Source organism: Agarivorans sp. 1_MG-2023, from assembly GCF_030548385.1.
Lineage (GTDB): Bacteria > Pseudomonadota > Gammaproteobacteria > Enterobacterales > Celerinatantimonadaceae > Agarivorans.
Genome location: NZ_JAUOSJ010000003.1, coordinates 250,871 through 274,105, shown reverse-complemented (window position 1 = coordinate 274,105; position 23,235 = coordinate 250,871). Strand labels below are relative to the sequence as shown.

At 44.0% G+C, this 23,235-nt stretch carries 21 protein-coding genes; 14 read left to right on the top strand and 7 right to left on the bottom strand.

The genetic code is table 11. From position 1 onward, the window contains the following. Positions 1-103 precede the first annotated feature (103 nt). Together Q4592_RS05590 and Q4592_RS05585 are read left to right on the top strand one after the other, a co-directional pair. Positions 104-1,264 (top strand): PLP-dependent aminotransferase family protein, encoded by a 1,161-nt coding sequence (locus Q4592_RS05590; RefSeq protein WP_303510850.1) that lies wholly within the window; start codon positions 104-106, stop codon positions 1,262-1,264. Between the two features lie 117 nt (positions 1,265-1,381). Then, complete coding sequence (locus Q4592_RS05585; protein ID WP_303510847.1) at positions 1,382-2,689, top strand: Na+/H+ antiporter NhaC family protein; 1,308 nt, start codon at positions 1,382-1,384, stop codon at positions 2,687-2,689. A gap of 47 nt (positions 2,690-2,736) precedes the next feature. Here Q4592_RS05585 and Q4592_RS05580 read toward each other — a convergent pair whose 3' ends face one another. After that, the gene (locus Q4592_RS05580) at positions 2,737-4,461 is read right to left on the bottom strand and encodes a lysophospholipid acyltransferase family protein (RefSeq protein ID WP_303510844.1); all 1,725 of its coding nucleotides are present in this window, start codon (positions 4,459-4,461) and stop codon (positions 2,737-2,739) included. Positions 4,462-4,601: 140 nt separating this feature from the next. On the opposite strand from Q4592_RS05580, the gene Q4592_RS05575 reads away from it, so the two are divergent. Together Q4592_RS05575 and Q4592_RS05570 are read left to right on the top strand one after the other, a co-directional pair. Continuing rightward, positions 4,602-5,063 carry a hypothetical protein gene (locus Q4592_RS05575; RefSeq protein WP_303510842.1) on the top strand — a complete coding sequence of 154 codons (462 nt, stop codon included), beginning with the start codon at positions 4,602-4,604 and terminating at the stop codon, positions 5,061-5,063. Between the two features lie 191 nt (positions 5,064-5,254). Continuing rightward, positions 5,255-5,806: an acyl-homoserine-lactone synthase gene (locus Q4592_RS05570; RefSeq protein ID WP_303510841.1), complete on the top strand. Its 552-nt coding sequence runs from the start codon at positions 5,255-5,257 to the stop codon at positions 5,804-5,806. Here the strand turns inward: Q4592_RS05570 and Q4592_RS05565 are convergent. Then, entirely contained in the window at positions 5,803-6,249 is a 447-nt protein-coding gene (locus Q4592_RS05565) for a DUF4902 domain-containing protein (protein ID WP_137671755.1), read from the bottom strand. The two genes, Q4592_RS05570 and Q4592_RS05565, sit on opposite strands and share 4 nt — an antisense overlap. A gap of 154 nt (positions 6,250-6,403) precedes the next feature. Between Q4592_RS05565 and Q4592_RS05560 the strand changes: the two genes are divergently transcribed. Both Q4592_RS05560 and Q4592_RS05555 read left to right on the top strand, forming a co-directional pair. Then, entirely contained in the window at positions 6,404-7,108 is a 705-nt protein-coding gene (locus Q4592_RS05560) for an autoinducer binding domain-containing protein (protein ID WP_303510839.1), read from the top strand. 139 nt (positions 7,109-7,247) lie between these two features. Then, a complete protein-coding gene (locus tag Q4592_RS05555; RefSeq protein WP_303510836.1) occupies positions 7,248-7,913 on the top strand; it encodes a trimeric intracellular cation channel family protein in 666 nt (221 codons plus the stop codon). On the opposite strand, the gene Q4592_RS05550 is transcribed toward Q4592_RS05555, so the two are convergent. Then, entirely contained in the window at positions 7,910-9,088 is a 1,179-nt protein-coding gene (locus tag Q4592_RS05550; RefSeq protein ID WP_137671758.1) for a 3-phosphoglycerate dehydrogenase family protein, read from the bottom strand. The two genes, Q4592_RS05555 and Q4592_RS05550, sit on opposite strands and share 4 nt — an antisense overlap. 81 nt (positions 9,089-9,169) lie before the next feature. Beyond that, entirely contained in the window at positions 9,170-10,285 is a 1,116-nt protein-coding gene (locus Q4592_RS05545; protein WP_303510826.1) for a phosphoserine transaminase, read from the bottom strand. Positions 10,286-10,577: 292 nt separating this feature from the next. Between Q4592_RS05545 and Q4592_RS05540 the strand changes: the two genes are divergently transcribed. From Q4592_RS05540 to glgC, 6 genes are all read left to right on the top strand, one after another. Continuing rightward, complete coding sequence (locus Q4592_RS05540; RefSeq protein WP_303510823.1) at positions 10,578-11,105, top strand: NUDIX domain-containing protein; 528 nt, start codon at positions 10,578-10,580, stop codon at positions 11,103-11,105. A 127-nt stretch (positions 11,106-11,232) separates the two neighbouring features. Continuing rightward, positions 11,233-12,699, top strand: a complete 1,467-nt coding sequence (locus tag Q4592_RS05535) for a multiheme c-type cytochrome (protein ID WP_137671761.1) — start codon at positions 11,233-11,235, stop codon at positions 12,697-12,699. A gap of 49 nt (positions 12,700-12,748) precedes the next feature. Beyond that, positions 12,749-13,315 carry a NapC/NirT family cytochrome c gene (locus Q4592_RS05530; RefSeq protein ID WP_137671762.1) on the top strand — a complete coding sequence of 189 codons (567 nt, stop codon included), beginning with the start codon at positions 12,749-12,751 and terminating at the stop codon, positions 13,313-13,315. Positions 13,316-13,436: 121 nt separating this feature from the next. Then, complete coding sequence (locus tag Q4592_RS05525; RefSeq protein ID WP_303510818.1) at positions 13,437-13,979, top strand: acyl-CoA thioesterase; 543 nt, start codon at positions 13,437-13,439, stop codon at positions 13,977-13,979. 81 nt (positions 13,980-14,060) lie between these two features. After that, the gene (locus Q4592_RS05520; RefSeq protein ID WP_303510815.1) at positions 14,061-14,783 is read left to right on the top strand and encodes a transporter substrate-binding domain-containing protein; all 723 of its coding nucleotides are present in this window, start codon (positions 14,061-14,063) and stop codon (positions 14,781-14,783) included. A gap of 336 nt (positions 14,784-15,119) precedes the next feature. Next, the gene (gene glgC / locus Q4592_RS05515; protein ID WP_303510809.1) at positions 15,120-16,373 is read left to right on the top strand and encodes a glucose-1-phosphate adenylyltransferase; all 1,254 of its coding nucleotides are present in this window, start codon (positions 15,120-15,122) and stop codon (positions 16,371-16,373) included. Positions 16,374-16,414: 41 nt separating this feature from the next. Here the strand turns inward: glgC and Q4592_RS05510 are convergent, their stop codons facing one another. Then, a complete protein-coding gene (locus Q4592_RS05510; protein WP_303510807.1) occupies positions 16,415-17,659 on the bottom strand; it encodes an EAL domain-containing protein in 1,245 nt (414 codons plus the stop codon). A gap of 94 nt (positions 17,660-17,753) precedes the next feature. After that, complete coding sequence (locus Q4592_RS05505) at positions 17,754-20,435, bottom strand: nitrate reductase (RefSeq protein WP_303510803.1); 2,682 nt, start codon at positions 20,433-20,435, stop codon at positions 17,754-17,756. Positions 20,436-20,960: 525 nt separating this feature from the next. Between Q4592_RS05505 and Q4592_RS05500 the strand changes: the two genes are divergently transcribed. Together Q4592_RS05500 and Q4592_RS05495 are read left to right on the top strand one after the other, a co-directional pair. Beyond that, positions 20,961-21,278, top strand: coding sequence for a hypothetical protein (locus Q4592_RS05500; protein WP_303510800.1), 318 nt, complete (start codon positions 20,961-20,963; stop codon positions 21,276-21,278). A gap of 110 nt (positions 21,279-21,388) precedes the next feature. Beyond that, the gene (locus Q4592_RS05495) at positions 21,389-22,804 is read left to right on the top strand and encodes a PepSY domain-containing protein (RefSeq protein WP_303510797.1); all 1,416 of its coding nucleotides are present in this window, start codon (positions 21,389-21,391) and stop codon (positions 22,802-22,804) included. Positions 22,805-22,874: 70 nt separating this feature from the next. On the opposite strand, the gene Q4592_RS05490 is transcribed toward Q4592_RS05495, so the two are convergent. Further along, entirely contained in the window at positions 22,875-23,234 is a 360-nt protein-coding gene (locus tag Q4592_RS05490) for a hypothetical protein (protein ID WP_303510795.1), read from the bottom strand. Position 23,235: the final 1 nt, after the last annotated feature.

Sequence of the window (23,235 nt, the reverse complement as noted above, 5' to 3'; positions counted from 1 at the left end):
ACAAATGGACAAGTATTTGCACATAAATACTAAGACCTGCATTTTGCAATCTCGCTATTGTGTCAACTCAAATACACAGCATGCCTAATGCAACTGAGCACATATGATAGAGCCAAGCAATCGAGTAAATCACACTAAAGAGTCTTACATTCGCAATATATTAAAAGTCATCCAACAACCCGGTATGTTGTCGTTGGCAGGTGGCCTGCCCGATGCTCATCGATTTCCACAATCTATACTGGCTCAAGCTGCGGCGGAATTAGCCGACCAGCCAAGCATCTACCAATATGGCGCTACCGAAGGATTAACAGAATTGCGTGAGTTTATTCTCGCCAGTAAACCCTTCGCCGAAGAGGTCATAATTACCAGCGGTTCTCAACAAGCCTTAGATTTAATTGCTCGCTGTTATCTAAACCCCGGCGACCAAGTATTGTGTGAAACGCCAAGCTATTTGGGAGCGCTGCAGATTTTTGACTTAGCGGAAGCAGAAACATTAACTGTTGATAGCGAAAAAGATGGGCCGAATTTAGCCCACCTCGAACAAGTACTTGCAGCCAACAACGTTAAATTCTTTTACGCAGTGCCTGATTTTCAGAATCCCAGCAGTCGTTGTTGGAGCCTAGGTAAACGACAAGCTGTGGCGGATTTACTGGCAAAATACAAGGTCGCGTTTGTGGAAGACGCGCCCTATCGTGAACTGCGTTACGAAGGAGAACCCTTAGCTACAGTGACCGAATTGTGTAAAGGCGATGCTTTTTACTTAGGCTCATTTTCAAAAATAGCGACCCCAGGTATGCGTGTTGGTTACGCTATGGCATCTAAACCTCTGCTGGCTCCACTCATAAAAGTAAAACAGGCCAGTGACCTTCACTCGGCACTGCCCATGCAAAAAATGTTGCTATCAACCATTAGTCACCCAGACTTTGGCCTGCACCTTGAACAACTTAAATCCCATTACTGCAGCCGCCGCGATGCGCTAGTAAGCACCTTACAAAAACACTTAAGCGACTATGTAGATTTTGCAGTACCGCAAGGAGGCATGTTTGTTTGGTGTCGTTTAAAGCAACACCAAGCCCATCACATTGCAACGGCGGCTCTAAAAGCTAAGGTGGCTATAGTCCCTGGTGATGAGTTTTGGCCGGCTCGCTCAACAGTAAACGACCAAGCCATTCGTTTGAACTTTACTGCTTTAGACAGTAAGGACTTAGAACAAGCGGTCATTCGTTTAGCCACGGTAATGCAACAAAGCCAAACTAGCGGCTAAACAAACTAAACGTCTTTAGTTCTTTCAAAAAGAGGTAAAGACGTTTAGCCATCTAGATTGACAGAGCTCTGTAATTCATTACACTAAACACTCTTACTATTTCAGAGTGTTGTTCTAATGTTACCTTCAAATTCCCAAGAAGCCCCTACTTCAGCGCGCGCCTTACTGCCAATTATGTTGTTCTTATGCCTATTTATTGGTGTAGGCAGCTATTTGCATTGGCAAGGGGTTGAGTTTGCTTTTTATCAACTGCCCGCGCCTATTGCGATTATTCCAGCCATTGTATTGGCGATAATACTTAGCAAGCACAATATCAACCAAGCCATAGAACAGTTTGTGGGGGGCATGTCTAACCACAATATTATCACCATGTGTTTGATTTACTTATTAGCGGGCGCATTCAGTGCGGTAGCAAAAGCCAGTGGTGGCGCAGAAGCAGTGGTAAACCTTGCTTTAAATGGCGTACCTAGTTGGTTTTTACTACCAGGTATATTCGTTGTAGCTGGGCTTATTGCCACTGCCATGGGCACCTCTATGGGCACCATAGCAGCAGTTGCCCCTATCGCCTTAGGCATTGCCCAAACCGCTGGAATTGACCCAGTTTACATGGCCGGTGCCGTATTAGGCGGCGCTATGTTTGGTGACAATTTATCGATTATCTCTGACACCACTATTGCTGCTACTCGCACCCAAGGTTGTGCGATGAAGGATAAATTTAGGCAAAACCTAGGGATAGCTTTACCTGCAGCCTTGCTAACCATCGTTCTATTGTTTGTGTTAAATGACAGTGCAAAATTAGAAAGCCTGCCAATAAACAACCCTTTAAGTGCTTTGCCTTATCTCGTGATCTTGCTAATGGCAGTTTTTGGGGTGAACGTATTTGTGGTCTTGTTCAGTGGTATTGTGCTAGCTGGCGGTACAGCCATGCTGTCGGGTGATTACCCACTATTAACCTTTGGTAAAGACATTTATGCGGGCTTTAGTGGCATGCAGGAAATCTTTTTACTGTCATTGTTCATTGGCGGTTTAAGTGCGCTAATGCGCGAACAGGGTGGCTTACGCTTCATTCAACAATGGGTTGGGAAACGAGTAAACAAAGCCAAGTCGCGTTCTTTTGCCGCACAAAACGGCATTGCTTTGATTACTGCGCTCACCAACTTAGCAGTAGCTAACAACACTGTAGCCATATTAGTGGCCGGCGATTTGACTAAACAATTAGCCAAAGAAAACGAGATTGAAGCGGCGCGAAGCGCCAGCCTAATGGATATTTTTGCTTGTGTCATTCAAGGCTTAATTCCCTATGGCGCGCAAGCACTGTTAATAGGTTCGTTATTCTCGTTAAGCCCAATAGTGGTGGTAAGTGCGGCTTGGTACCCAATGATCTTGGCCGCGGTAGCTGTTTTGGTGATGCTTCGCCGTAAATAACGCTCACTATAGTTGATTCATAAAGGCGGCTTAATGCCGCCTTCTTTCTAGGCGTCTTCTAAGTGGGCATCAATATAACGGGCTTTTTTCTTTTCTTTAAGTTGGTGTAAATCTACCAATACCAAGCCATCAATACACTGATTGAAATCGGGGTCTACGTTAAAATCAATAAACTGAACGCCGCCACGTTGGCATAGTTCCGTATATTGTTTATACAAGGTAGGTACGGCTGTGCCCATGCTGGCTAACGCGCTTTTAAGCTGGGCAAAATCTGCTTTGTAGTCGTCACCACTAAACGACATGTTAATACTGTTTTTGATTTGCTTAGCCAATTGGTAAGGCTGGCGAGACCTAGCGTAATTGTTAGTTGCGGGGAAGTAGGTCTGATAAAAATGAATCAGTAAATCTCGTCCTGCTTCTGGCATCGCGGCACTAATGCTTACCGGGCCAAATAGATAACGGTACTGCGGATTCCGTGCGAGAAACGCACCAATACCTAGCCACAAATAGTCTAAGCTGCGCTTTCCCCAATACTTAGGTTGAACAAAGCTGCGGCCTAGCTCTATTCCTGATTCAAGAAAGTGACTAGCGTCTACATCATATTCAAACAAGGAATGGCTATAAAGAGCATTAATGCCTTGTTCTTCAATTAAACGCTTGGTATCTGCAAAGCGATAAGCACCAGCTATCTCGAGTTGTTCAGCATCCCACAAAATCAGATGTAAATAGTTAGCGTCGTATTTGTCGGTGTCGGTGCGTCGCCCAGTTCCTTCGCCAACCGCTCTAAAAGCTAACTCACGCAAGCGCCCTAGTTCTGACAAAATCAACGGTTGGGAATTTCCATAACAAATACAAATTTGTTTCCCGTCTGGCGTTTCGCCAATCTTCTCTAGCTGCTTTATGGCTTTTTTTAACGCTAAGCGTTGCTCAGGATGAGCAATAGCGGCTTCAGTTTGAAACAGGCCTTTTTTGTTATTACCAATGCGATACAAATGCTTTTTGATTAACTGCGCCTGAGTGGAGCGATCGAGACCACTTAAGCCAAAGCTTTTAACCGGTATTTGCTCGCCAACCACCATTGAGAACACTTTGTTGCGGTGAAAAAATAGTTCTTTCACCAACAACAGAGTCGACAAAGGACGGTAGATAAAAGAACTCAAATAAAACAGGTGACTATTTTTGGCCTTTACACAAATGGGCAGTAAAGGCGTATTGGTTTTTTTAGCGATGCTGACAAAACCTTTGGTCCATTTGCCGTCTTGAACCTTAACACCCTTTAAACGAGACACTTCACCAGCCGGGAAAATAATTACCGCGCCTTCTTCATCTAATAAGTCTTTAATCGCATTAAGCTGCTTACGTTGGCTATTGCGACGCATATTATCTACTGGCAGTAATAAGTCATCTAAGGGTTTAATTGCGGAAAGGATTTCATTAGCAACAATTTTTACATCTTTACGCACTTGGCTAACTAGGTGCAGCAATGCGAGGCCATCAATGGAACCAATAGGGTGATTAGCCACTATCACTACGCGCCCTTCACTTGGGATCCGCTCACGCTCATTTTGGCTTACTCGATAGCTTATATTGAGCTCGGTAAACACCTGGTCGATAAAAGCAACCCCTTTGAGGTGTGGATGTTTTTCCCCAAATGATTGAAACTCATCTTCAAATAACACTTTTGAAAAAAACCACTTGGCAAGTGAATAACGTCGCGGATGCTGTGACAAACTGGGGTAATGTTGATTAAGTACCTGCTGCGCTGAAATCATTGCTCTCTCCCTCTATTCGCCGTTAGGCTAGAAGTAGAACGTGACAAAGAAGCAACAATTTTATGGCAGTTGTATGACAGGGAATCAGCGTAAAGCTAGAGACAAATATGCTAAAAGCTAAACACTAAAAAGGAATTTACGTGATGATAGGCAGTGAACGCCCCAAGGCCGTTTTATATTTGAATTGTCAGCCCCCTCAGCTGCCGCTTAACTATCAACAATTAGCGCCATCTCAACTAAGCCTAGAGATTTTGCAAAACAATAATAATAATTGGCGAAAAATACTCACCATTTACGCAAAATTAACGGCGCCAAATGAAGATTGGCGAAACCATTTACACACTAAGTTATTGAGCGAAAACCAGATTCACTTTGATGCTAATTTGGTTAAAGAAGCATCAACACACATCATTGCAGGCAAAAATAACTGGTGTAGGTTTGATCATTTGAACGCTAACAAAGGTGAATTAAGTCAAAAAACATGGCTTTTTTTACCGCCCAATATTTATCTCACTCCCTACCCTGATTACCGTCAATTCCCTAATATTTTAATCGAAGAATGTAGAACTGCACTTCACCAAAATGGTGAGGTGCTACGCTAGCTAATTGAATTCCAATAAGTTTAATTTTTTAACGGAATGAGAAATAAAACGAGGTCGCTTCAATTGATAAATTCAACAAAAACAAAGCCATAGCTGAATTTAAAGCGCTTAGCTAGCTGTTAGGTTTGACAGTTTAAAATGTGAGCAAGCTGGATTGTACTCATAGCATCATCACCAAGGGAGAGATGCTAATGGACTTTGTTAACGGCGTTGCAGAACAACTTACACCCTCAACATTCCAACACCTAAATCACTACCGTCATCAAGTATTTGTAGAAATGCTCGGCTGGGAACTTGATACCCCAGAAGGCATAGAACAAGATCAATTTGACCGTGAAGACACGGTATATGTCATCGCTCAAAACGACCAACAGCATATTAGTGGCTGTGCAAGATTATTACCCACCACTCAACCTTACTTGCTTGAGGAAGTGTTTCCAGAATTGCTTAATGGCCTTGCATGCCCCAAAGATAATGACACTTGGGAGCTGTCTCGTTTTGCGGCTGTCGATTTTGACAATCACAGCCAAGCACCCACTCAACTCATGTCGAGCGACGCTTTAGCGTTACTCACCGCATCAATTGAATGCGCTAAGAAACACGGAGCAAAACGCTTAATTTCGGTTTCGCCTTTAGGTATTGAGCGAATGCTGCGCAATGCAGGATTTCGCTATCACCGAGCAGGACCACCAAAAATAATAAACGGTTACGCGCTATTTGCCTGCTACATCGATATCACTTAATAGTTGTTCATAGGTGACTCGCGGTAGCGATTTCTGATCGCTGCTGCAGTTGTTGCCTGCCATGAAAACTGTTCAATCGCCTGCTTTAATAATTGATCATTACGCCTTGGGCTAACGTCAAAGCCGCTTTCTTGAAGCTGTAAATTACTGCGCGGAAGATCTTTTAAGCAGCATTTCATTGCGCCATTCTTCCACACCCAATGCCAGTCCCAACCGATGGTAATAGCGCTAACGCTTTCGAATAACCATTCGGTATAGCCGGTAAACTTTGCATGTTCACTATTAAAATCATCAGCGCTAATGTTATCTAAGCCAGAGATGATATGGCTAAAATTTAGTACGCTGAGTTGTTCAATCGTAATTCTGACTAATCCGTCGTCAGAAGGAACAACCTGATATCTTTCAGAATCGATTACATTCTGTACACTTGCCTGTGTTTTCATAATATTTTTTGTTTATTTGTTTGAACTCTCCCTCATCAAAGCATTCTGACGGCAAGGCTTCAATTGTCAACATTAACAGTTGCGCTATACTGGTTACTCTACAACAAAATGATTATGCTCAATATATGCATAACTAGGAGATGATAGCCCGCTCATGGAAGCTTGGTTAGAAGAACAATTCTGCTTGTTAGAGACTCAAGGTTCTAGCGATGCCTTTTTTAAAGAGTTATCAAAAATTACCAATGCTTTAGGTTTTGATTTTTGTGCGTACGGCTTGCGAGTTCCTTATCCCCTATCTGCCCCTCGTACAGAAATGCTCAATAACTACCCCACCGTCTGGCAGCAGACCTACCAGGCCAAAAATTATTTAACGGTAGATCCTACGGTTCATCATGGCATGAGCTCACAGTTGCCGATTGTATGGAGCGACCAAGTGTTTTCTCAAGCGCCTGAATTAATGGAAGATGCTCGCGCTTTTGGATTGGAGTATGGTTGGGCTCAGTCCTCTCGCCAAGCCAACGGAACCGTTGGAATGCTCACATTAGCTCGCTCCGCAGACATGCTTACCCCCGCAGAACTAGAACGTTACCGCTATCAGTTATTATGGTTAACTCAGGTTGCCCACCATGGTCTTTCTTCACGAATTACCACTGAGAAAATAGACATGCCTGATTTAAGCATGCGCGAGTTGGAAATGCTGAAATGGACTGCCGACGGTAAAACCGCCGAAGAAATTGCCACCATTCTTAATATCACGGCTCGCACTGTTAATTTTCATATTAGTCAGGCTATGCGAAAGCTCGATGTAGTAAATAAAACCGCTGCAACAGTAAAAGCCGCCTTAATGGGCATGATTTAAGAGAATGGCTAAACCTAGAGAGTCATCAGCTCTAATCTAATATGCTCAAAACAGCTAAGCTTCAATTGTTAAAAATCAAAGCCTAGTTGGCATTAGCTCACTATACTTTAGCGGTTTTTAACTGGCTTACGATTTCATAATGACTTTAGATTTTCACTCCACACTGTATCAATTTGGCTTAATTGCGGTTTTTGTATTTGCTTTAACGGGGGCTTTAGCCGCTGCCAAGCGCGAGCTAGATATATTAGCCTTTGTATTTGTTGGTATCGTCACCGGCATTGGTGGCGGCACGATTCGTGACTTACTGCTGCGTACAGACCACATTTTTTGGATAGCCGATCCAAGCTACTTAACCGTTTGCATTGTTGCCTCGGTAATGACTTACTTCTTTGCTCATTGGGTAATCAAAATTGACCGCATCTTGCTGTGGATGGACGGTGCAGGCATTGCTTTGTTCGCGGTGTTGGGCACCAGTAAAGCCTTAAGTTATGAGGTTGCGCCTTTGGTAGCGATATTGATGGGAGTGATTAGCTCAACCCTAGGCTCGGCCATTCGAGACTTAATGCTACAGACCAAGCTAGTGATATTTGAACCGGAAATTTATGTAACAGCCTGCCTGTTAGGCAGTGTTAGTTATGTTGTGCTGGGGTATTTTGAAGTACCAGAGTTAACCAATATATTGCTATCGAGTGGAGCAGCCTTTTTGTTGCGCATTCTAGCTATTGAACTGGACTTAAGGTTTCCCAGTTTTACACTATCGAAGCTGCAAAACCGAGAAATTCGTAAACAACAGCACAAGCCTTAAGCGTGCTCTCCAATCGCATTCACATGGAATACATGCTCTACGCCGGCAATGGCGTCTAACAAGCTTTGGGTGGCAGGCGTGGCAATATCCATCAAGGTATAAGCAATATCGTTGCGGCTTTTGTTCAACATATCGATAACGTTAATATCCATGTCTGAGAGCAAAGCTAATACATTGCTGAGTACTTTGGGTACATTATCGTTAGCAAAAGCGATACGGAAGCCCTCAGTGCGGCTGAGCTTGATATTAGGAAAGTTTACAGAGTTGTGAATGTTGCCATTCTCTAGGAAATCAATAAGCTGCCTAGCCGCCATCACCGCGCAGTTTTGTTCTGCTTCGTTGGTACTAGCACCTAAGTGCGGCAGCATAAGTACTTGCGGATGATTCAACAAAGCAAGGCTTGGGAAGTCCGTTACATACTGCGCTAACTGCTGTTGCGACAAAGCGGTTAATAAGGCGTCTTCATCCACAATGCTACCGCGAGCAAAATTAAGTAACACTGCGCCACGCTTTAGCGACGCTAAGTTATCACTATTAATTAGCCCTGTTGTATTTTTGTTTGCAGGTACATGAATAGTGACGTAATCGCTCAGCGCTAATAAATCTTTTAATTCATCAGCACACTCAACATCTGATGACAAACGCCAAGCAGCTTGAACACTAAGTGCCGGATCAAAGCCAACGACCTTCATCCCTAAAGCTAAAGCAGCATGCGCAACTTCAGCGCCAATAGCCCCTAGGCCAATGACACCGAGGGTTTTCCCGGTTAGCTCAGAGCCCACAAAACGCTTCTTTTCACCTTCAACAGTCAGTTGCAAGGCACTGGCATCTAATTCGCTATCAAGGCTATTGATAAAACTAAGGCCCGATGCAATATTTCTAGCACTTAATAACATGCCACCCAACACCAACTCTTTAACAGCGTTAGCATTAGCACCAGGGGTATTAAAAACAACGATGCCCTGTTCGGAGCAACGCTGAATAGGAATATTGTTAACGCCCGCGCCACAGCGCGCTAAGGCTTTAACTTCTGTTGGAAAGTCATAGTCATGTAAATTAGCGCTGCGCAGCATAATAGCGTCTGGCGCAGCTTGGCCCTCGGCCACTTGGTAGCGCTCAGTAAAACACGCCAACCCTTGTTGGTGAATATTATTAATGGTCCGAATATTCGGCATACAGTTTCTCCCTAAACAACAAATCTTGTGTTTTCCGTGACAAACTGCAGCACGAAAATGTATTAATGTTTTACATTACGCTTATAAGCACACCTGCCGATAAGCCCACGCTAGCCATGGCATAAAGCGACTTAAATCTTCTTGCTCTACCGTAGCGCCACACCAAATACGCAAGCCCGCTGGCGCATCGCGATATGCCCCTATATCAAACGCCACCTGCTCTTGGTCGAGTAAAGCAATAATGCTTTTCACTTGGTCGCTACTCGCCTCCAAGGTTAGACATACACTGGTATTAGATAAGATTTCGGGTTGTTGAGCTAAAAAGCTAATCCAGTCATTTTCGGCTACAAACTGCTTTATGACTTCGAGGTTTTGTTGGGATTTTTTGATGCTGGCACTGACTCCGCCGAGCGATTCCACCCACTGGAGGGCATCGACATAGTCCGCCACACATAACATCGACGGCGTGTTAATCGTTTCGCCTTTGAATATACCTTCAATGAGTTTCCCTCCCTGGGTTAATCGAAATACTTTTGGCATTGGCCAAGTAGGTTGATAACTTTCTAAACGCTCAACCGCCCTAGGGCTGAGAATAATCACTCCGTGAGCCCCCTCTCCGCCTAAGGCTTTTTGCCAGCTATAAGTGACTACATCTAACTTTTCCCATGGCAATGGCATAGCAAATACCGCTGAAGTAGCATCACAAATGGTTAAGCCACTACGCTGCGAACTGATCCAATCGCCATTAGGCACAGCCACACCCGAGGTGGTGCCATTCCATGTAAAAATGCAATCATTGTCAGGATTCGCTTGGCTCATATCTGGTAACTGACCATAATCACTGCTGTAGTGATTAACCTGATCCAATTTAAGTTGCTTGGTCACGTCGGTAAACCAACCTTTGCCAAACGATTCCCAGGAAAACAAATCTACCGCTTTCTCGCCCAACAGTGACCACATCACCATTTCCATTGCGCCAGTATCAGAACCGGGTACGATGCCTACACGGTAACCTTCTGGAAGGTCTAATAATTGATGAGTTAACTCAATGGCTTGAGCCAATTGAGCCTTACCAATCTTACTGCGGTGTGAACGCCCCAAAGCATCGATGTTTAATTGATCGAGCTGGTAGCCGGGTCGTTTAGCACAAGGCCCAGATGAAAAATTTGGGCAATTGGGTTTTAACTGCGGTTTCATTGACTATCCTTGTAGGTGAATGCCAGTGGCAATAATGAAAATAAGCTAAAGGCAGTATATGCCAGAGTTCACGGCTAGAAAATGACCTAGCACCAGTTTTCCTGTCCGTCAAAAACTTCAATACAATCAATGGAAAACCAAGCGAAAATCAGAAAGTTAAACGGTGAAAACCTTCATCTCATAAACCTTCTCACTGTTTTAAACGTAAAATTCACCAGATAAAACTTATCAAATAGACAGGGCTTTTCATCGCTAATAAAGCTCGCTACTATCAATCAAATTGTCTTAGAAAGTGAGTATTCACCTGCCTACTCCTCGTTTTTGCCCTCAGTGTGGCCAAACTAGCTTAAAACAGCGAGATGCTAAACAGTGGGCTTGTCAGCAGTGTCAATTTAGCTATTTTCATAATATGGCTTCCACCGCGGGAGCATTGATCATTGTTGAGCAAGAGCTATTACTGGTAGAACGGGCGATTAATCCTAAAAAGGGATGTTGGGATTTACCGGGCGGTTTTGTTGAATACCATGAAAGCCTAGAGCAAGGTCTACAAAGAGAGCTAGAAGAAGAGCTAGATTTACTCATTACAAGCCAACAACTGCAGTACTTTGGCTCTTATGCCAATCAATATCGCTATAACGAGGTGCTGTATCATACCTGCGATGCTTTCTTTATTTGCCAGTTAAGCCACAAACCTAATCTACACGCCAAAGACGATGTGGCCAGTTTGCAATGGCACCCTCTTAAAAAGCTGCCTTTTAACAACATTGCTTTTAGTTCTGTTAATCAAGGACTTAATGATTTAGTTAAAAATCGTCCGTAACAGTTTACAAATAATTCACATTAAATTGATTTAGATCGCCCTCCTTTATCCATATATCTACTAAGGTTAATTTGCTTAAAAAGCAAACAACAAGAACTTCTAGCAGGAAGCCACAGAGGGTACAAATATGGACAACCATCCCCGTAGTTCTAGTTTTATCACTGCCATTCTTACTTTGGCAGCAGCCTTGTGCTTGGTAATGTCATTTGCCACTAGCGCAGAACCTAAAGCCTTAGTGCTTAAACCATTTAAACAACTCAGTACGGAAAGCGCCGAATGTGCCGCTTGCCATAAAGAGAAAAATCCTTCCATTTACGCCCAGTGGGGGCGGTCTAAACACTATGGTGCTAATGTTGGCTGTTATGAATGCCACCAAGCGAGCCCTGAAGATAAAGACGCCATTACCCACGAAGGCCAAACTATTGCTGTTATTGTCTCACCTAAAGATTGCTCTACTTGCCACAATCAAGAAGTGGATGAATTTGCCAAAAGTCATCACGCTAAGGCAGCTCAAATTATCGGCTCTTTAGATAACTTCCTCGCAGAAGTGGTAGAAGGCGCACTCACCTTTAACGGCCAATCACCTGCTGCAGTAAATGGCTGCTGGCAGTGTCATGGTTCAGAAGTAAAAGTATTAGAAAACGGCGACTTAGACCCTACTACTTGGCCAAATACAGGGATTGGTCGAATTAACCCAGATGGCTCTTTAGGGGCTTGTACGGCATGTCACCAACGCCACGAATTTTCCATGGAGCAAGCTCGCCGACCAGAAGCCTGTGGTAAATGTCACTTAGGCCCAGATCATCCACAAAAAGAAATCTATGAAGAATCGAAACACGGTATTAACTTCTACGCCAATGTAAATCGAATGAACTTAGATTCAGCCAAATGGATAGTGGGTGAAGACTACGACGCAGCGCCAACCTGTGCCACTTGTCATATGTCGGCAACCCGTGAGCTTCCAGTAACTCACGATGTAGGAGATAGAATATCTTGGACACTACGCCCAGCCATTTCTGAGAAGATTGACGCCAAAGCGAAAGCTCAAGGCAAGGAAGTTAAATCTTGGGAAGCTCGTCGTGGCGACATGATGAATGTATGTGAATCTTGCCATACCAAGTCGATGGTTGATAATTTCTACCAGCAGTTCGACTCATTAGTTAACTTATATAACGACAAATTCGCTCGCCCCGGTAAAGAGTTGATGGACATACTGAAGAGCGAAAAAATGCTTACCGAAACAGCCTTTGATGAAGAGATAGAGTGGACGTGGTTCTACCTATGGCACCACGAAGGTCGCCGCGCTCGCCACGGCGCAGCGATGCAAGCACCCGACTACGTTCAATGGCACGGTATGTTTGAAGTCGCAGAGCGTTTCTATATTGAACTGGTTCCTCAGTTCCTAGAAACAGTAGAAAAAGCAGAGCACGCAGGCAACACCGAAGGTGCAGAAAAAGCCCGTGCAATACTGGCAGAAATTCTCGACCGACCAGAGCACGCTTGGTTTAGCGGCAATGAGCCCGAAGAGGTGAAAAAAGCGCGTAAAGAAGCGCAAGCATCCTTTAAAGCTCGCTACTTGAGTGAAAGCAAATAGCCACTAGGGGGAGCAGCAATGCTCCCGCCTTATTAAAGAGGATGCTGATATGACAAATAAACAGCAGGCAACTCGGTGGCAACGGCTTTGGGCTTGGCTCAAAAAACCACTCATTATAGGCATACCCATTGGTGTATTTGTGTTGGTGCTGGGCTTGGCTTCAGTGCAAGGCAGCTTGGTATTATCTAGCACTAATGAGTTTTGTTTTAGCTGCCATTTAAAAATGGATACGATAGTGCAGGAGTACAAAGCATCAAGTCATTATGGAGACGGCAGCAATATCGCCGCTACTTGTGCAGATTGCCATGTACCCCACCCTTATTTTGAGATGCTCAAAGTTAAAATTGCCGCCACCGCCGACATTTACCACATGATGGTAGGCACCATTACCAAGGAAAACTTTGAGGAGCATAGACCGGCACTTGCTGAGACAGTATGGCGAGATTTTCAAGCTAATGACTCAGCCAACTGCAGACATTGCCACCAAGGGGATAATTTTGATCTATCTACTCAGCCACAACGTGCTCGCTTAAACCACCAGCAAATTGCGGCACGTGGAGAAACCTGCGTAGACTGCCATCAAGGCTTAACCCATAAGCGTATCGTTATAGAATAACGCTATAACTAGCTCATTATACTTAAGTCTTCCGAGCATCAGCTTGGAAGACTTTTCTTTCTCCCCTTTACTCATCCGACCTCGTGTGTTAAAAATTTGTAAAAAGTAAACTAAGTATCCAATGAATCACTATTTTCGCTTGTTAAGCATGTTTATCCGCCATTGGCTTGGCAGCAAAACCCATCAAGATCCTACCGACGACTTTGTTATTTCGCTACGTGCATTGCCCTTAGACTGTGATGCAAATATGCACCTCACTAACTCTCGCTACTTTAGTTTTGGGGACTTAGGTCGCATCGACATGATGCTCAAAACCAAATTGGGATCAGTCGCCCTACAAAAACGTTGGCTAGGCGTGGTCAACGCGCAATCGGTCACCTATATTCGCCCAATTAAACCCATGAGCAAAATTGAACTTCATAGCAAATTATTAGGTTGGGATGAGAAATATTGGTATTTTGAACATCGCTTTATTGCCAATAAAACCTTATATGCCAGCATACTGGTGCGCGGAGTATTTTTAAAAGGTAAAAAGCCAGTGCCAATGAGTGAATTACTCGGCTTGGTTGACTATACCGAGGCATCTCCAGAGCTGCCTTTGCGCGTGATTCACTGGAAGCAGCTGCTCTCGACTAAAAAACAAGAGTCACCCGCTTTAGCCTAAGAGGTTCTGCGACACACAGAGTCAAATGAAAAAACCATCCTTTCTGCCATACTTGAGAAGGGATCGTTTTTTGGATTTGCTATGTTGCCACTCAATATCATTCTCACCTTAGCGTTCATTCTCAGCAGCGGCCTACTGAGTGGCACTTTACAAGCTAAAACGATTACTCTCGCCACTAGCAAGTCGATCCCACCTTACATCATTAAAAATAGCCAATCAGGCATTCAGCTAGACATCATCAAGCAGGCTTTTGAGTTAGTCGGACATCAGGTCGATCAGGTTATTTTCACCTCAAATATTCGCGCCGAAAAGATGCTTAAACAACAAGCGGTTGATGCCATTGTTAATGCCCCCAATACTGTTCAACATAGTTTTCTCTCCGACCCCGTCATCTTTTATCACAACGTAGCAATTAGCCTGAGTAAGCAAGATGTAGATTTACAACAGATTAGTCAGCTCACTAAGTACAAACTACTGGCTTTTCAAAATGCGAAAAAGTACTTAGGTGAGCAATATGCTAACGCTGTTTCCCACGCTAAGTCCTATACAGAAGTAGCTAATCAACATGCTCAACTAGAACGTTTATATCGCGGTCAAGTTGATGTAATCATTATGGATAAACGCATATTCTCTTACTTAAACAAGCAACGATTAAAGCAAAAAAAACCCGTTAAAAAGGTTAGCTTTCATACTATTTTTGAACCCTCGCCTCGCTTATTAGGTTTTCATCAAGCTGCGTTACGCGACCAGTTTAATCTTGGTTTAAAGCGACTCAATGATCAGCGAGTTAAAGACTCCGAGTGAGCGATAGCAATAGCTAAACTGGCTAAACCAGTGAAAATATCGCTTTGGTATTACAATTAAAAAAAAGCGCTTATTTTTTACAGTTTACTTGCTAATTTTCAGCCTTATTGCGCATAACAAAAAATTAACAGTTTATTAATCACACAAGCTTAAACTAGCAACACCGTCTGTGTTATTAAGGCTTAAAGACATGTATCAGATCACTTTATAGAAATATCATCTTTAATTTAGTTAACTAATAAAAGAAAAGGGTCAAAACTGTCATAAATGACAGTTACATTCAGCATGAAAACGCTATCATAGTAATTCAATCACGCCCATGAGGAAATTTTCGATATGTCCGAAAACCGCTATTCCCATACTTCTAGTAACCGCTTAGTTCGACGTTCTGTTGCTTTGGTTCTTGCTGGAGGTAAAGGCACTCGTTTAAAAGAACTCACCAACAAAGTTGCCAAGCCAGCTGTATCTTTTGGCGGCAAGTACCGCATTATTGATTTCACCTTATCTAACTGCATCAACTCGGGAGTACGAAATATTGGAGTACTCACTCAATATATGGCTCACGACTTGATCATGCATCTTCAATCTGGTTGGCAAATTCTCAATCCTGCACTTAATGAGCGCGTATCCATTATTCCTGCTCAGCAGCGTACCGGCGAAAACTGGTATCGCGGCACCGCCGATGCGGTATATCAAAACCTCGACATTATTGACCATGAGCACTATGACCGAGTATTGATTCTAGGTGGCGACCATATCTACAAAATGGACTACTCACGCATGATTAACTTTCATGCTGAAAACGGCGCAGATGTAACGGTAGCCTGTATTCGCAAGCCACTTTCTCAAGCTTCTTCATTTGGCGTAATGGGTTTAGATAGCGAAGGACAAATTGTTGATTTTGAGGAAAAGCCTGAAAATCCCAAATCAGACCCTCACAATCCTGAACTGGCGCTAGTGTCTATGGGCGTTTATATCTTCAACATGGACGTATTAGACGATGAACTGCGTCAGGGCTTGCTAACCCCTGGCTACTCTCATGATTTTGGTCACAACGTTATTCCAAACATGATTAAGAACCGTAAAGTTTATGGTTATGTATTTGCAGATAAAGGCCACCCAGGCCGCACCGCTTACTGGCGTGATGTAGGTGATATCGACGAATACTTTGCTGCAAATATGGATTTAGTCGACCCTGATCCAGAGCTTGATTTATACGACCGCGACTGGCCAATCATCACCGATCAAAAACAGCGTCCGGGTGCAAAGTTTGTATTTAACGAAGACGACCGTCGTGGCTACGCTACAGATTCGCTATTATCGGCGGGTACCATTGTTTCTGGAGCTAAGGTAAATCGTTCATTGCTCTCGCTAGACGTGCGAGTGGAAGAACATACCGAACTTGACCAAGTGATCGCACTCAATGGTTGTAGCATTGGTAAAAACTGCAAAATTCGCAAAGCAATTATTGCTGAAGACTGCGAAGTGCCAGACGGCACTGTGATTGGTTACAACGAAGAAGAAGACCGCCGCCGTTTCACCGTATCTAAGGGCGGGGTAATACTCGTTGCTTGTGAAATGCTAAAATAGATTATTCAGCACTAGCAAACCATTCGGTTTGCTAGTGCTGTTTATTCAACAAATAAAGTGTCGTCTTCGACCTTACAGTCCACCAACAGCACCACGTCATTACTTAAGTAAGTGCTAAAGGTTTTACACATTATATGGCTGCTTGAGTCTCGGTAAATCTTCGACAATATTAACTGCTGAGGTTTTACCGCATCCAACGCCACCAAAGCATGAAAGTAAGGCCTGAAGCTCCAATTAAAACCCACAAATTGCTCATCTTCAGTAATGCCTTGCTGATTGACATCGAAGTTAGGCGAAATTTGGGTGCCGTCGGTTTTACAAAGAAAGTATCTAAGGATGCCTGCTTGCATCAATTGTGCAGCTAAGCTTACCGTAGATTGCAATTGTTGCAGGGAGTGTTTCAAGGCTAGCACACTGGTTTTTACTTCGGCATTGTGCCTAACGGTTTCCAGCGTTTTCAGACTCTTTCGGTCTAAATAACTCCCGAGTAAGTCTTTTACTTTGTCTTGGCTAAGATCCGGGGCTAGAAAATTAAGATCAGCTTTGTGGAACAACCAACCTTGCATGTATTTAGCGCCACACTCTACGCCAAAGTGAAACTCTTGCTCAGTTTCTACGCCTTCACAAATTAGCTCACATCCAGCGCGCTGCGCCAAATCAGAAACCGACAATACCACGTCGGCAGGCAAGCCTCCTCGAGTGGCATTTTTAAACAAACGCATGTCTAATTTAATAATGTCTGGTTCTAAAGCAATAATACGATCTAACTGTGACGCACCGGCACCAAAGTCATCAATGGCCACTTTCAAGCCCGCTTGATGATAAGCCTTCACTACTCGCTTTAAATTATCCACGTTACCGCTAGCTTCAGTAATTTCTATCACTACGCGAGCAGGGTCAATACCTATTTCATCTATCATTGAAATGGTGGGGGTGCACAGTTTGCTACTCAGCATATCAACCCAGTCGGGCACAATGTTAATGGTGAGGAAACCATCCTGCACCGAGTTAGCAAATTGCTCTAAGGCATTTTTTCGAATGGAGCGGTCAAGATCTCGGCGATTACTCAAGGAATACTGGCTGTTAATAAAAATCTCACCGGCACTCACTACCTTGCCATTTTTATTATGTGTTCTGGCTAGCGCTTCGTAGCCGGCAATTTTACCGGTAGGCAAAAACACAATCGGCTGAAAATGCGGATAGTAATGGTGCGGATTTAACAGCGGACGGTCTTCGGCTTTTATCGCCGATTTGATACTCACAACCTTGTGACTAATATTGTCCAATACCCTCATCCTTGAAGTGTTGAGAAAAAGCTATCGCAAAAAATAAGCGCAAACCGTAGCGACAATTTGCGCTTATTTATGAATAGCTTAGTCGCTACTCCACGGTAACTGTTTTTATCATACGTTTGATTTCTGGGACACATGATCCACAATTAGTACCCGCCTTGCAATGGCTACCCACCTGGTCGGCGCTCTCGCAAGCATGTTCGGTAATCACATTGGCAATAGTTTGCTCACGCACTTGATGACAAGAACAAACTATTTTACCCAAATCAGGAGCTGGGCTAGTGCCCGCTAATACGCCTCGGCGAATATTGTCCGACATAGGTTGTTGTAGTAATGATTCTAACCAAGAACTGGCATTTAGCTGGCCTTTGGCAGTAACACTAAAACTTGAGAACAGCTCACCTTCAATCACTAAGGCTGAACGGTAACGTTGTTGCTCGGTATCAGCAAAGTCGAGGCTTTGCAGCTTGCTATTGATGAGCAAAAACTGCTTCAATTTACTGGCTAACTCCACCGCTTGGCTAGTATCGGCAATACGGTATAAATACCCATCGCCCAAGCCTTGTTTTACCCAATAGTCTACGGGTAAATCTTGGCATTGCTGCTTTGTTAATGGAGTTGCCGTTAGTAATACCGCTTCACTGACATAGTCCCACGAGCTTAATTTTACGGGCGTATGTTTCGACTCGGGCTGACCAGAAATGGGGTCAACTGAGCTATCAACCACTTGGCTAACTAAGCCATCACTGGAGTATTGTGCGTTCCAATGAATAGGCATGAATAAGTGCCTAGGTTTTTGCCCTTCACTAATACTTAAACGTACTTTAAGCGCCCCTACTTGGCTGGTTAGGCTCACTACGTCACCATCACATAAACCTTGGTTAGCAGCATCTTGTGGGTGAACCTCTAACAACGGTTCTGAAGCGTGACTGCTTAACTGCGGCGCCAAACCTGTGCGTGTCATGGTATGCCATTGGTCGCGCACACGACCGGTATTGAGTACCAGCGGGAACGCTTGGCTCAATGGCTGCTGAGTAGTTTGGTTAGTTACCGCAATAAGTTGCGCTTTGCCAGAAGCGGTCGAGAAGCGGCCGTCGCTAAATAAACTAAGATTAGCGGCTTTTTTGTCAGCGGTAATAGGCCAACGTTGTGGCTCTATTTCATCAAAGGCCTGTTGATCTTTACCACTCAAACCACTGATATTGAATTTTCGTTTACTGTCATCGGCTAATACCCCCGATAAGGCTGCATGCTCACTAAAAATGTCAGCAGAACTTTGGAAATCAAAGGCTTGAGCAAAGCCCATTTTTTTAGCCACTTGGCTCAGCAAATACCAATCGGGCTTAGTATCACCCTCAGCTTTAACAAACGCACGCTGGCGAGAAATCATTCGCTCAGAATTGGTTACCGTGCCATCACGCTCCCCCCAACCTGCTGCAGGTAAAAGAACATCGGCGTAACGGGTGGTATCTGTTTCAGCAATACAATCTGACACGACAACTAAGGGACAATTGAGTAAGGCTTCTCTCACCTTTGTCGATTCAGGCAAGCTTACTGCTGGGTTAGTCCCCATAATCCATATTGCTTTAATCTCACCACTGCCCACTTTTTCAAAGAGGTCTATCGCTTTATGACCTGGCTTTTGGCTAAGAGTATCGGTTTTCCAAAACTGCGATAACGCCGCCAAATGCTCTGGCACATAATCTAAATGCCCTGCTAATAAATTAGATAGCGCTCCAACTTCGCGCCCTCCCATGGCATTAGGCTGGCCCGTAATAGAGAATGCACTAGCACCCAACTTGCCTATTTTTCCGGTTGCTAAGTGGTTGTTAATAATCGCGTTAACTTTATCTACGCCTTGGCTACTTTGATTCACCCCTTGGCTAAATACCGTTACACAGCGTTGGTTGTCGGCAAACAACTGGAAAAAACGCAGCAGAGCTTCGGGCTCAACACCGCACGTTTTGGCTAGCGCGGGTAAATCACCTGCATCTTCTACGGCACTCGCCACTGCGCTTTCAAAACCCTCGGTAAACTGGCCAATGTATTCGGCGTCCAGTTTTCCGTGCTCACTCAAATATGCGAGCAAACCATTAAACAAAGCGACATCGGTGCCGCCATTTAAGGGAAGATGTAAATCGGCAATGTCACAACTGTCGGTACGACGCGGATCGATCACCACCACCTTTAAGTTGGGATTTGCTTGCTTAGCGCGCTTTAAACGCTGATAAACGATGGGATGACACCAAGCAAGGTTAGACCCCACTAAGGTCACTAGTTCAGCATGTTCTAAGTCTTCATAACTTCCAGGAACAATGTCTTCACCAAAAGCACGTTTGTGGCCAGCCACCGCTGAAGACATACATAAACGCGAGTTAGAATCGATATTTGAGCTACCGATAAAGCCTTTAATTAGCTTATTGGCAACATAGTAGTCTTCGGTTAACAATTGACCGGATACATAAAAGGCCACAGATTCAGGACCATGTTCGGCAAGAGTTTGGCTTAGGCGAGAGGCCACATAACTTAGCGCCTTATCTAGGGACTCTTTATGACCTTTAATGTAAGCGCTTTGCAAGCGCCCTTCTTTAATCACTGTTTCGCCTAAAGCCGAGCCTTTTGAACAAAGCAAACCACTGTTTGCAGGGTGGGCTTGGTCGCCTCTCACTTCAACCGTTCCGTTACTCGCTACTTTCGCTTCTACGCCACACCCGGTACCACAATATGGGCAGGTGGTTTTAATCCATTGTTGAGATTGCTGTTGAGACACGCTGTATACTCCTCACCGTATTCATTCGCGAGTCGATGCTCTTCGCCCGCGTTTTATAAGGAATACATAGCAAGAGATGAACCAACAAAAAGCGCTAAAAAACCTATTACTTAAGGAGTAGAAAAAGCAGATATTGGTGCTAAAACCCCCTCAAAAAAACAGTCTGAGATAAACCCTGCACTCGATTGGTGCGAAACATCCCGAATTTGAGCCTTCTTGAATGTGTTAGCAAACCTGCTTTACCAACTAAAGCTCTGCAATATAGGCCTACATTTACGTTGCTCGGCTTTCTTGCACACCACAGCCATACTCTTGCTGCTTGCCCCTTAGTGACTTCTATTCACCTTTTTGACAATTTTATTGCGACATCTGCTTGCAAATAAACAAATGTTAAATAAGATCACCAACTAAGTTAACAGTGGTATTTCAGCAAGTACTGAATTTGCTACATCTCAGGGATGAGCCAACATAAAACGCACAAATATTAAACATTGGGTACTATCAGCCTGGTTATGCAGTTGGCTGTTGATTACCCTTATGCCAGTGATTAACGCCCACAGCTCTAGTGCTGGCGTTTGGCAGTCTATTTGTACTTTAGGTGGCTTTAAACTGGTTCAAGTAGAAGGTGCCAGCGACAACTCACCGCATTCCTCAAAAGGCAATCATTGTTCTTTAAGTCAGTTCAGCACTGTTGGTCATTCGACGTTTACCCATTCGCTGTATCAACTGCTTGCTTTAGTGGCCATTACCCCAAGCTATTGGCTGGAAACCAGTAATACACGTTACCTAGTGCAAAGCCCACGCTCACCTCCCACAACATTCTTTACTGATACTTTTTTCTAAACCAATTTAGTCACTAATAAGTAATCTGAATAGTGTGTATTTGCGCCTTTGTTTATAACAAATCGAAGGTGTAAGCAGGCTATTTAGCTGCTATGTAAAGGATAAATGTCATGTTAAGCAAACCTGCTATACAGACTGAAACACCGCTAAAAACAACAACTAAAAACCCAAAGTTATTTTATTTTGTGGCCTGGCGCTGGCATTTTTACGCCGGCCTATTTGTGGTGCCATTTCTAATTATGCTATCGCTAACTGGGTTAGTCATGCTTTACGACGATGCCATTGAACAAGCTGAATACTCGCAAATTATAAATATAGAACCTCAAACAACACCGCTGGCCCCTTCGGTACAATTGGCTGCAGTAACAGCGCAATATCCCAATGCAGAAGTAAAACAATACCTCACTCCACCGGCCGCAGATAAAGCCAGCCGTTTTGCCATTTCCAACCAAAGTGATGCGGCTTTATTTATCACCGTTAATCCCTATACCGCAGAGGTATTAGGCGAAATAAATCGAGATGAAAGCTGGTACAGCCTAGCTAACGATATTCATGGCACTTTACTCATTGGTGATACAGGAGACAGGCTAATTGAAATAGCTGCCAGCCTAAGCATTGTATTGCTAATCACCGGTTTATATCTTTGGTGGCCAAGAGACAAAGCCAGTAAAGCGGGCTTTCTAATAATTCGTTTCAATAGCGGGAAAAGGCTATTGTGGCGTGATTTACATGCCAACATCGGTGTTATTACAGGTTTATTTTTGCTGCTATTTTTGGTGTCTGGCTTATCTTGGGCCGGTATTTGGGGCGGCAAATTCGTACAACCGTGGAACAGTTTTCCTGCAGAAAAGTGGGACAATGTACCGCTATCTGAAGTAGACCACAGCAGCATGAACCACAGCCAAAGCAAAGAGGTAGCTTGGAACTTAGAGCAAACCCCAATGCCCAACTCGAAGGCGCAGCTCAATACGCTACATGCAGCTAAATCATTGAATATCGATCAGGTGGTAAACTTTGCTTTAGCCAATGGGTTTAGCCGATTCAGAGTTAACTTTCCTAGCTCTGAGACAGGTGTTTTTACCGTTTCGGCCAATACCATGAGTGGTGATATTAGCGACGCCACCCAAGATAGAACCACCCATATAGACCAATACAGCGGTGAAGTTCTGGCTGAAGCCGCCTGGCCAGACTACAGCCTAATGGCTAAATTTATGGCTGCAGGCATTGCGCTTCACCAAGGTGATATGGGACTAGCAAATGTTATTGCCAACACTTTACTATGTGTAGCCTTTATTTTTATTGCGGTATCGGGGGTGGTGATGTGGTGGTTACGTAGGCCCAAAGGAGCACTGAATCTTGCTGCGCCACCGCTGCCACAAAACCTGCCATTGTGGAAATCTGCCAGCCTAGTAATGATTGCTGTATCGCTCATGTTCCCTCTAGCAGGCCTCAGTTTGCTTAGCGTACTACTGTTAGATTTTATCTTACTTTCTCGTGTACCAGTGCTGAAACGGTTAACAGATTAGGTAAATTAAAGACATAAAAAAGCCAGAGTGAACCGTTGTTCGCTCTGGCCTTTAAGCTCTCATGTATCACTCACTCATTAGCAGGAGTGAAGTAAGTTTTTATCCATTCATAAAAAACCGCTTCAGACAAATCTGCGTTAGCCAAACTTAAAAACTCACCAGCAGGGTCTTGGTCTTTATACGAGAACTGATAAGACACTTGCTCGGGATCTTGGTCATGCAAGACCACAATAATTCGCTTGCCTGATTTTAAGCAATCAATGGTCATAATATCTGCTGGCACGCCACTTTTTCGCATGTTACGGCTTATGCCAATCACCGGGTCAATATCTTTAAAATCTTGCTGAATACGAAAATGCGCCAAGTTAGCCACATCAGAAAGACTGACTAAACGTTGCTCGCTGAGCGATTTTGCTTGCGTGTTTTCCATT

Excerpts from the sequence above, each read along its gene's own strand:
- Q4592_RS05590 (WP_303510850.1), top strand. The coding sequence starts at position 104 with ATGATAGAGCCAAGCAATCGAGTAAATCACACTAAAGAGTCTTACATT.
- Q4592_RS05585 (WP_303510847.1), top strand. The coding sequence starts at position 1,382 with ATGTTACCTTCAAATTCCCAAGAAGCCCCTACTTCAGCGCGCGCCTTA.
- Q4592_RS05580 (WP_303510844.1), bottom strand. The coding sequence starts at position 4,461 with ATGATTTCAGCGCAGCAGGTACTTAATCAACATTACCCCAGTTTGTCA.
- Q4592_RS05570 (WP_303510841.1), top strand. The coding sequence starts at position 5,255 with ATGGACTTTGTTAACGGCGTTGCAGAACAACTTACACCCTCAACATTC.
- Q4592_RS05565 (WP_137671755.1), bottom strand. The coding sequence starts at position 6,249 with ATGAAAACACAGGCAAGTGTACAGAATGTAATCGATTCTGAAAGATAT.
- Q4592_RS05560 (WP_303510839.1), top strand. The coding sequence starts at position 6,404 with ATGGAAGCTTGGTTAGAAGAACAATTCTGCTTGTTAGAGACTCAAGGT.
- Q4592_RS05555 (WP_303510836.1), top strand. The coding sequence starts at position 7,248 with ATGACTTTAGATTTTCACTCCACACTGTATCAATTTGGCTTAATTGCG.
- Q4592_RS05550 (WP_137671758.1), bottom strand. The coding sequence starts at position 9,088 with ATGCCGAATATTCGGACCATTAATAATATTCACCAACAAGGGTTGGCG.
- Q4592_RS05545 (WP_303510826.1), bottom strand. The coding sequence starts at position 10,285 with ATGAAACCGCAGTTAAAACCCAATTGCCCAAATTTTTCATCTGGGCCT.
- Q4592_RS05535 (WP_137671761.1), top strand. The coding sequence starts at position 11,233 with ATGGACAACCATCCCCGTAGTTCTAGTTTTATCACTGCCATTCTTACT.
- Q4592_RS05530 (WP_137671762.1), top strand. The coding sequence starts at position 12,749 with ATGACAAATAAACAGCAGGCAACTCGGTGGCAACGGCTTTGGGCTTGG.
- Q4592_RS05525 (WP_303510818.1), top strand. The coding sequence starts at position 13,437 with ATGAATCACTATTTTCGCTTGTTAAGCATGTTTATCCGCCATTGGCTT.
- Q4592_RS05520 (WP_303510815.1), top strand. The coding sequence starts at position 14,061 with ATGTTGCCACTCAATATCATTCTCACCTTAGCGTTCATTCTCAGCAGC.
- glgC (WP_303510809.1), top strand. The coding sequence starts at position 15,120 with ATGTCCGAAAACCGCTATTCCCATACTTCTAGTAACCGCTTAGTTCGA.
- Q4592_RS05495 (WP_303510797.1), top strand. The coding sequence starts at position 21,389 with ATGTTAAGCAAACCTGCTATACAGACTGAAACACCGCTAAAAACAACA.
- Q4592_RS05490 (WP_303510795.1), bottom strand. The coding sequence starts at position 23,234 with ATGGAAAACACGCAAGCAAAATCGCTCAGCGAGCAACGTTTAGTCAGT.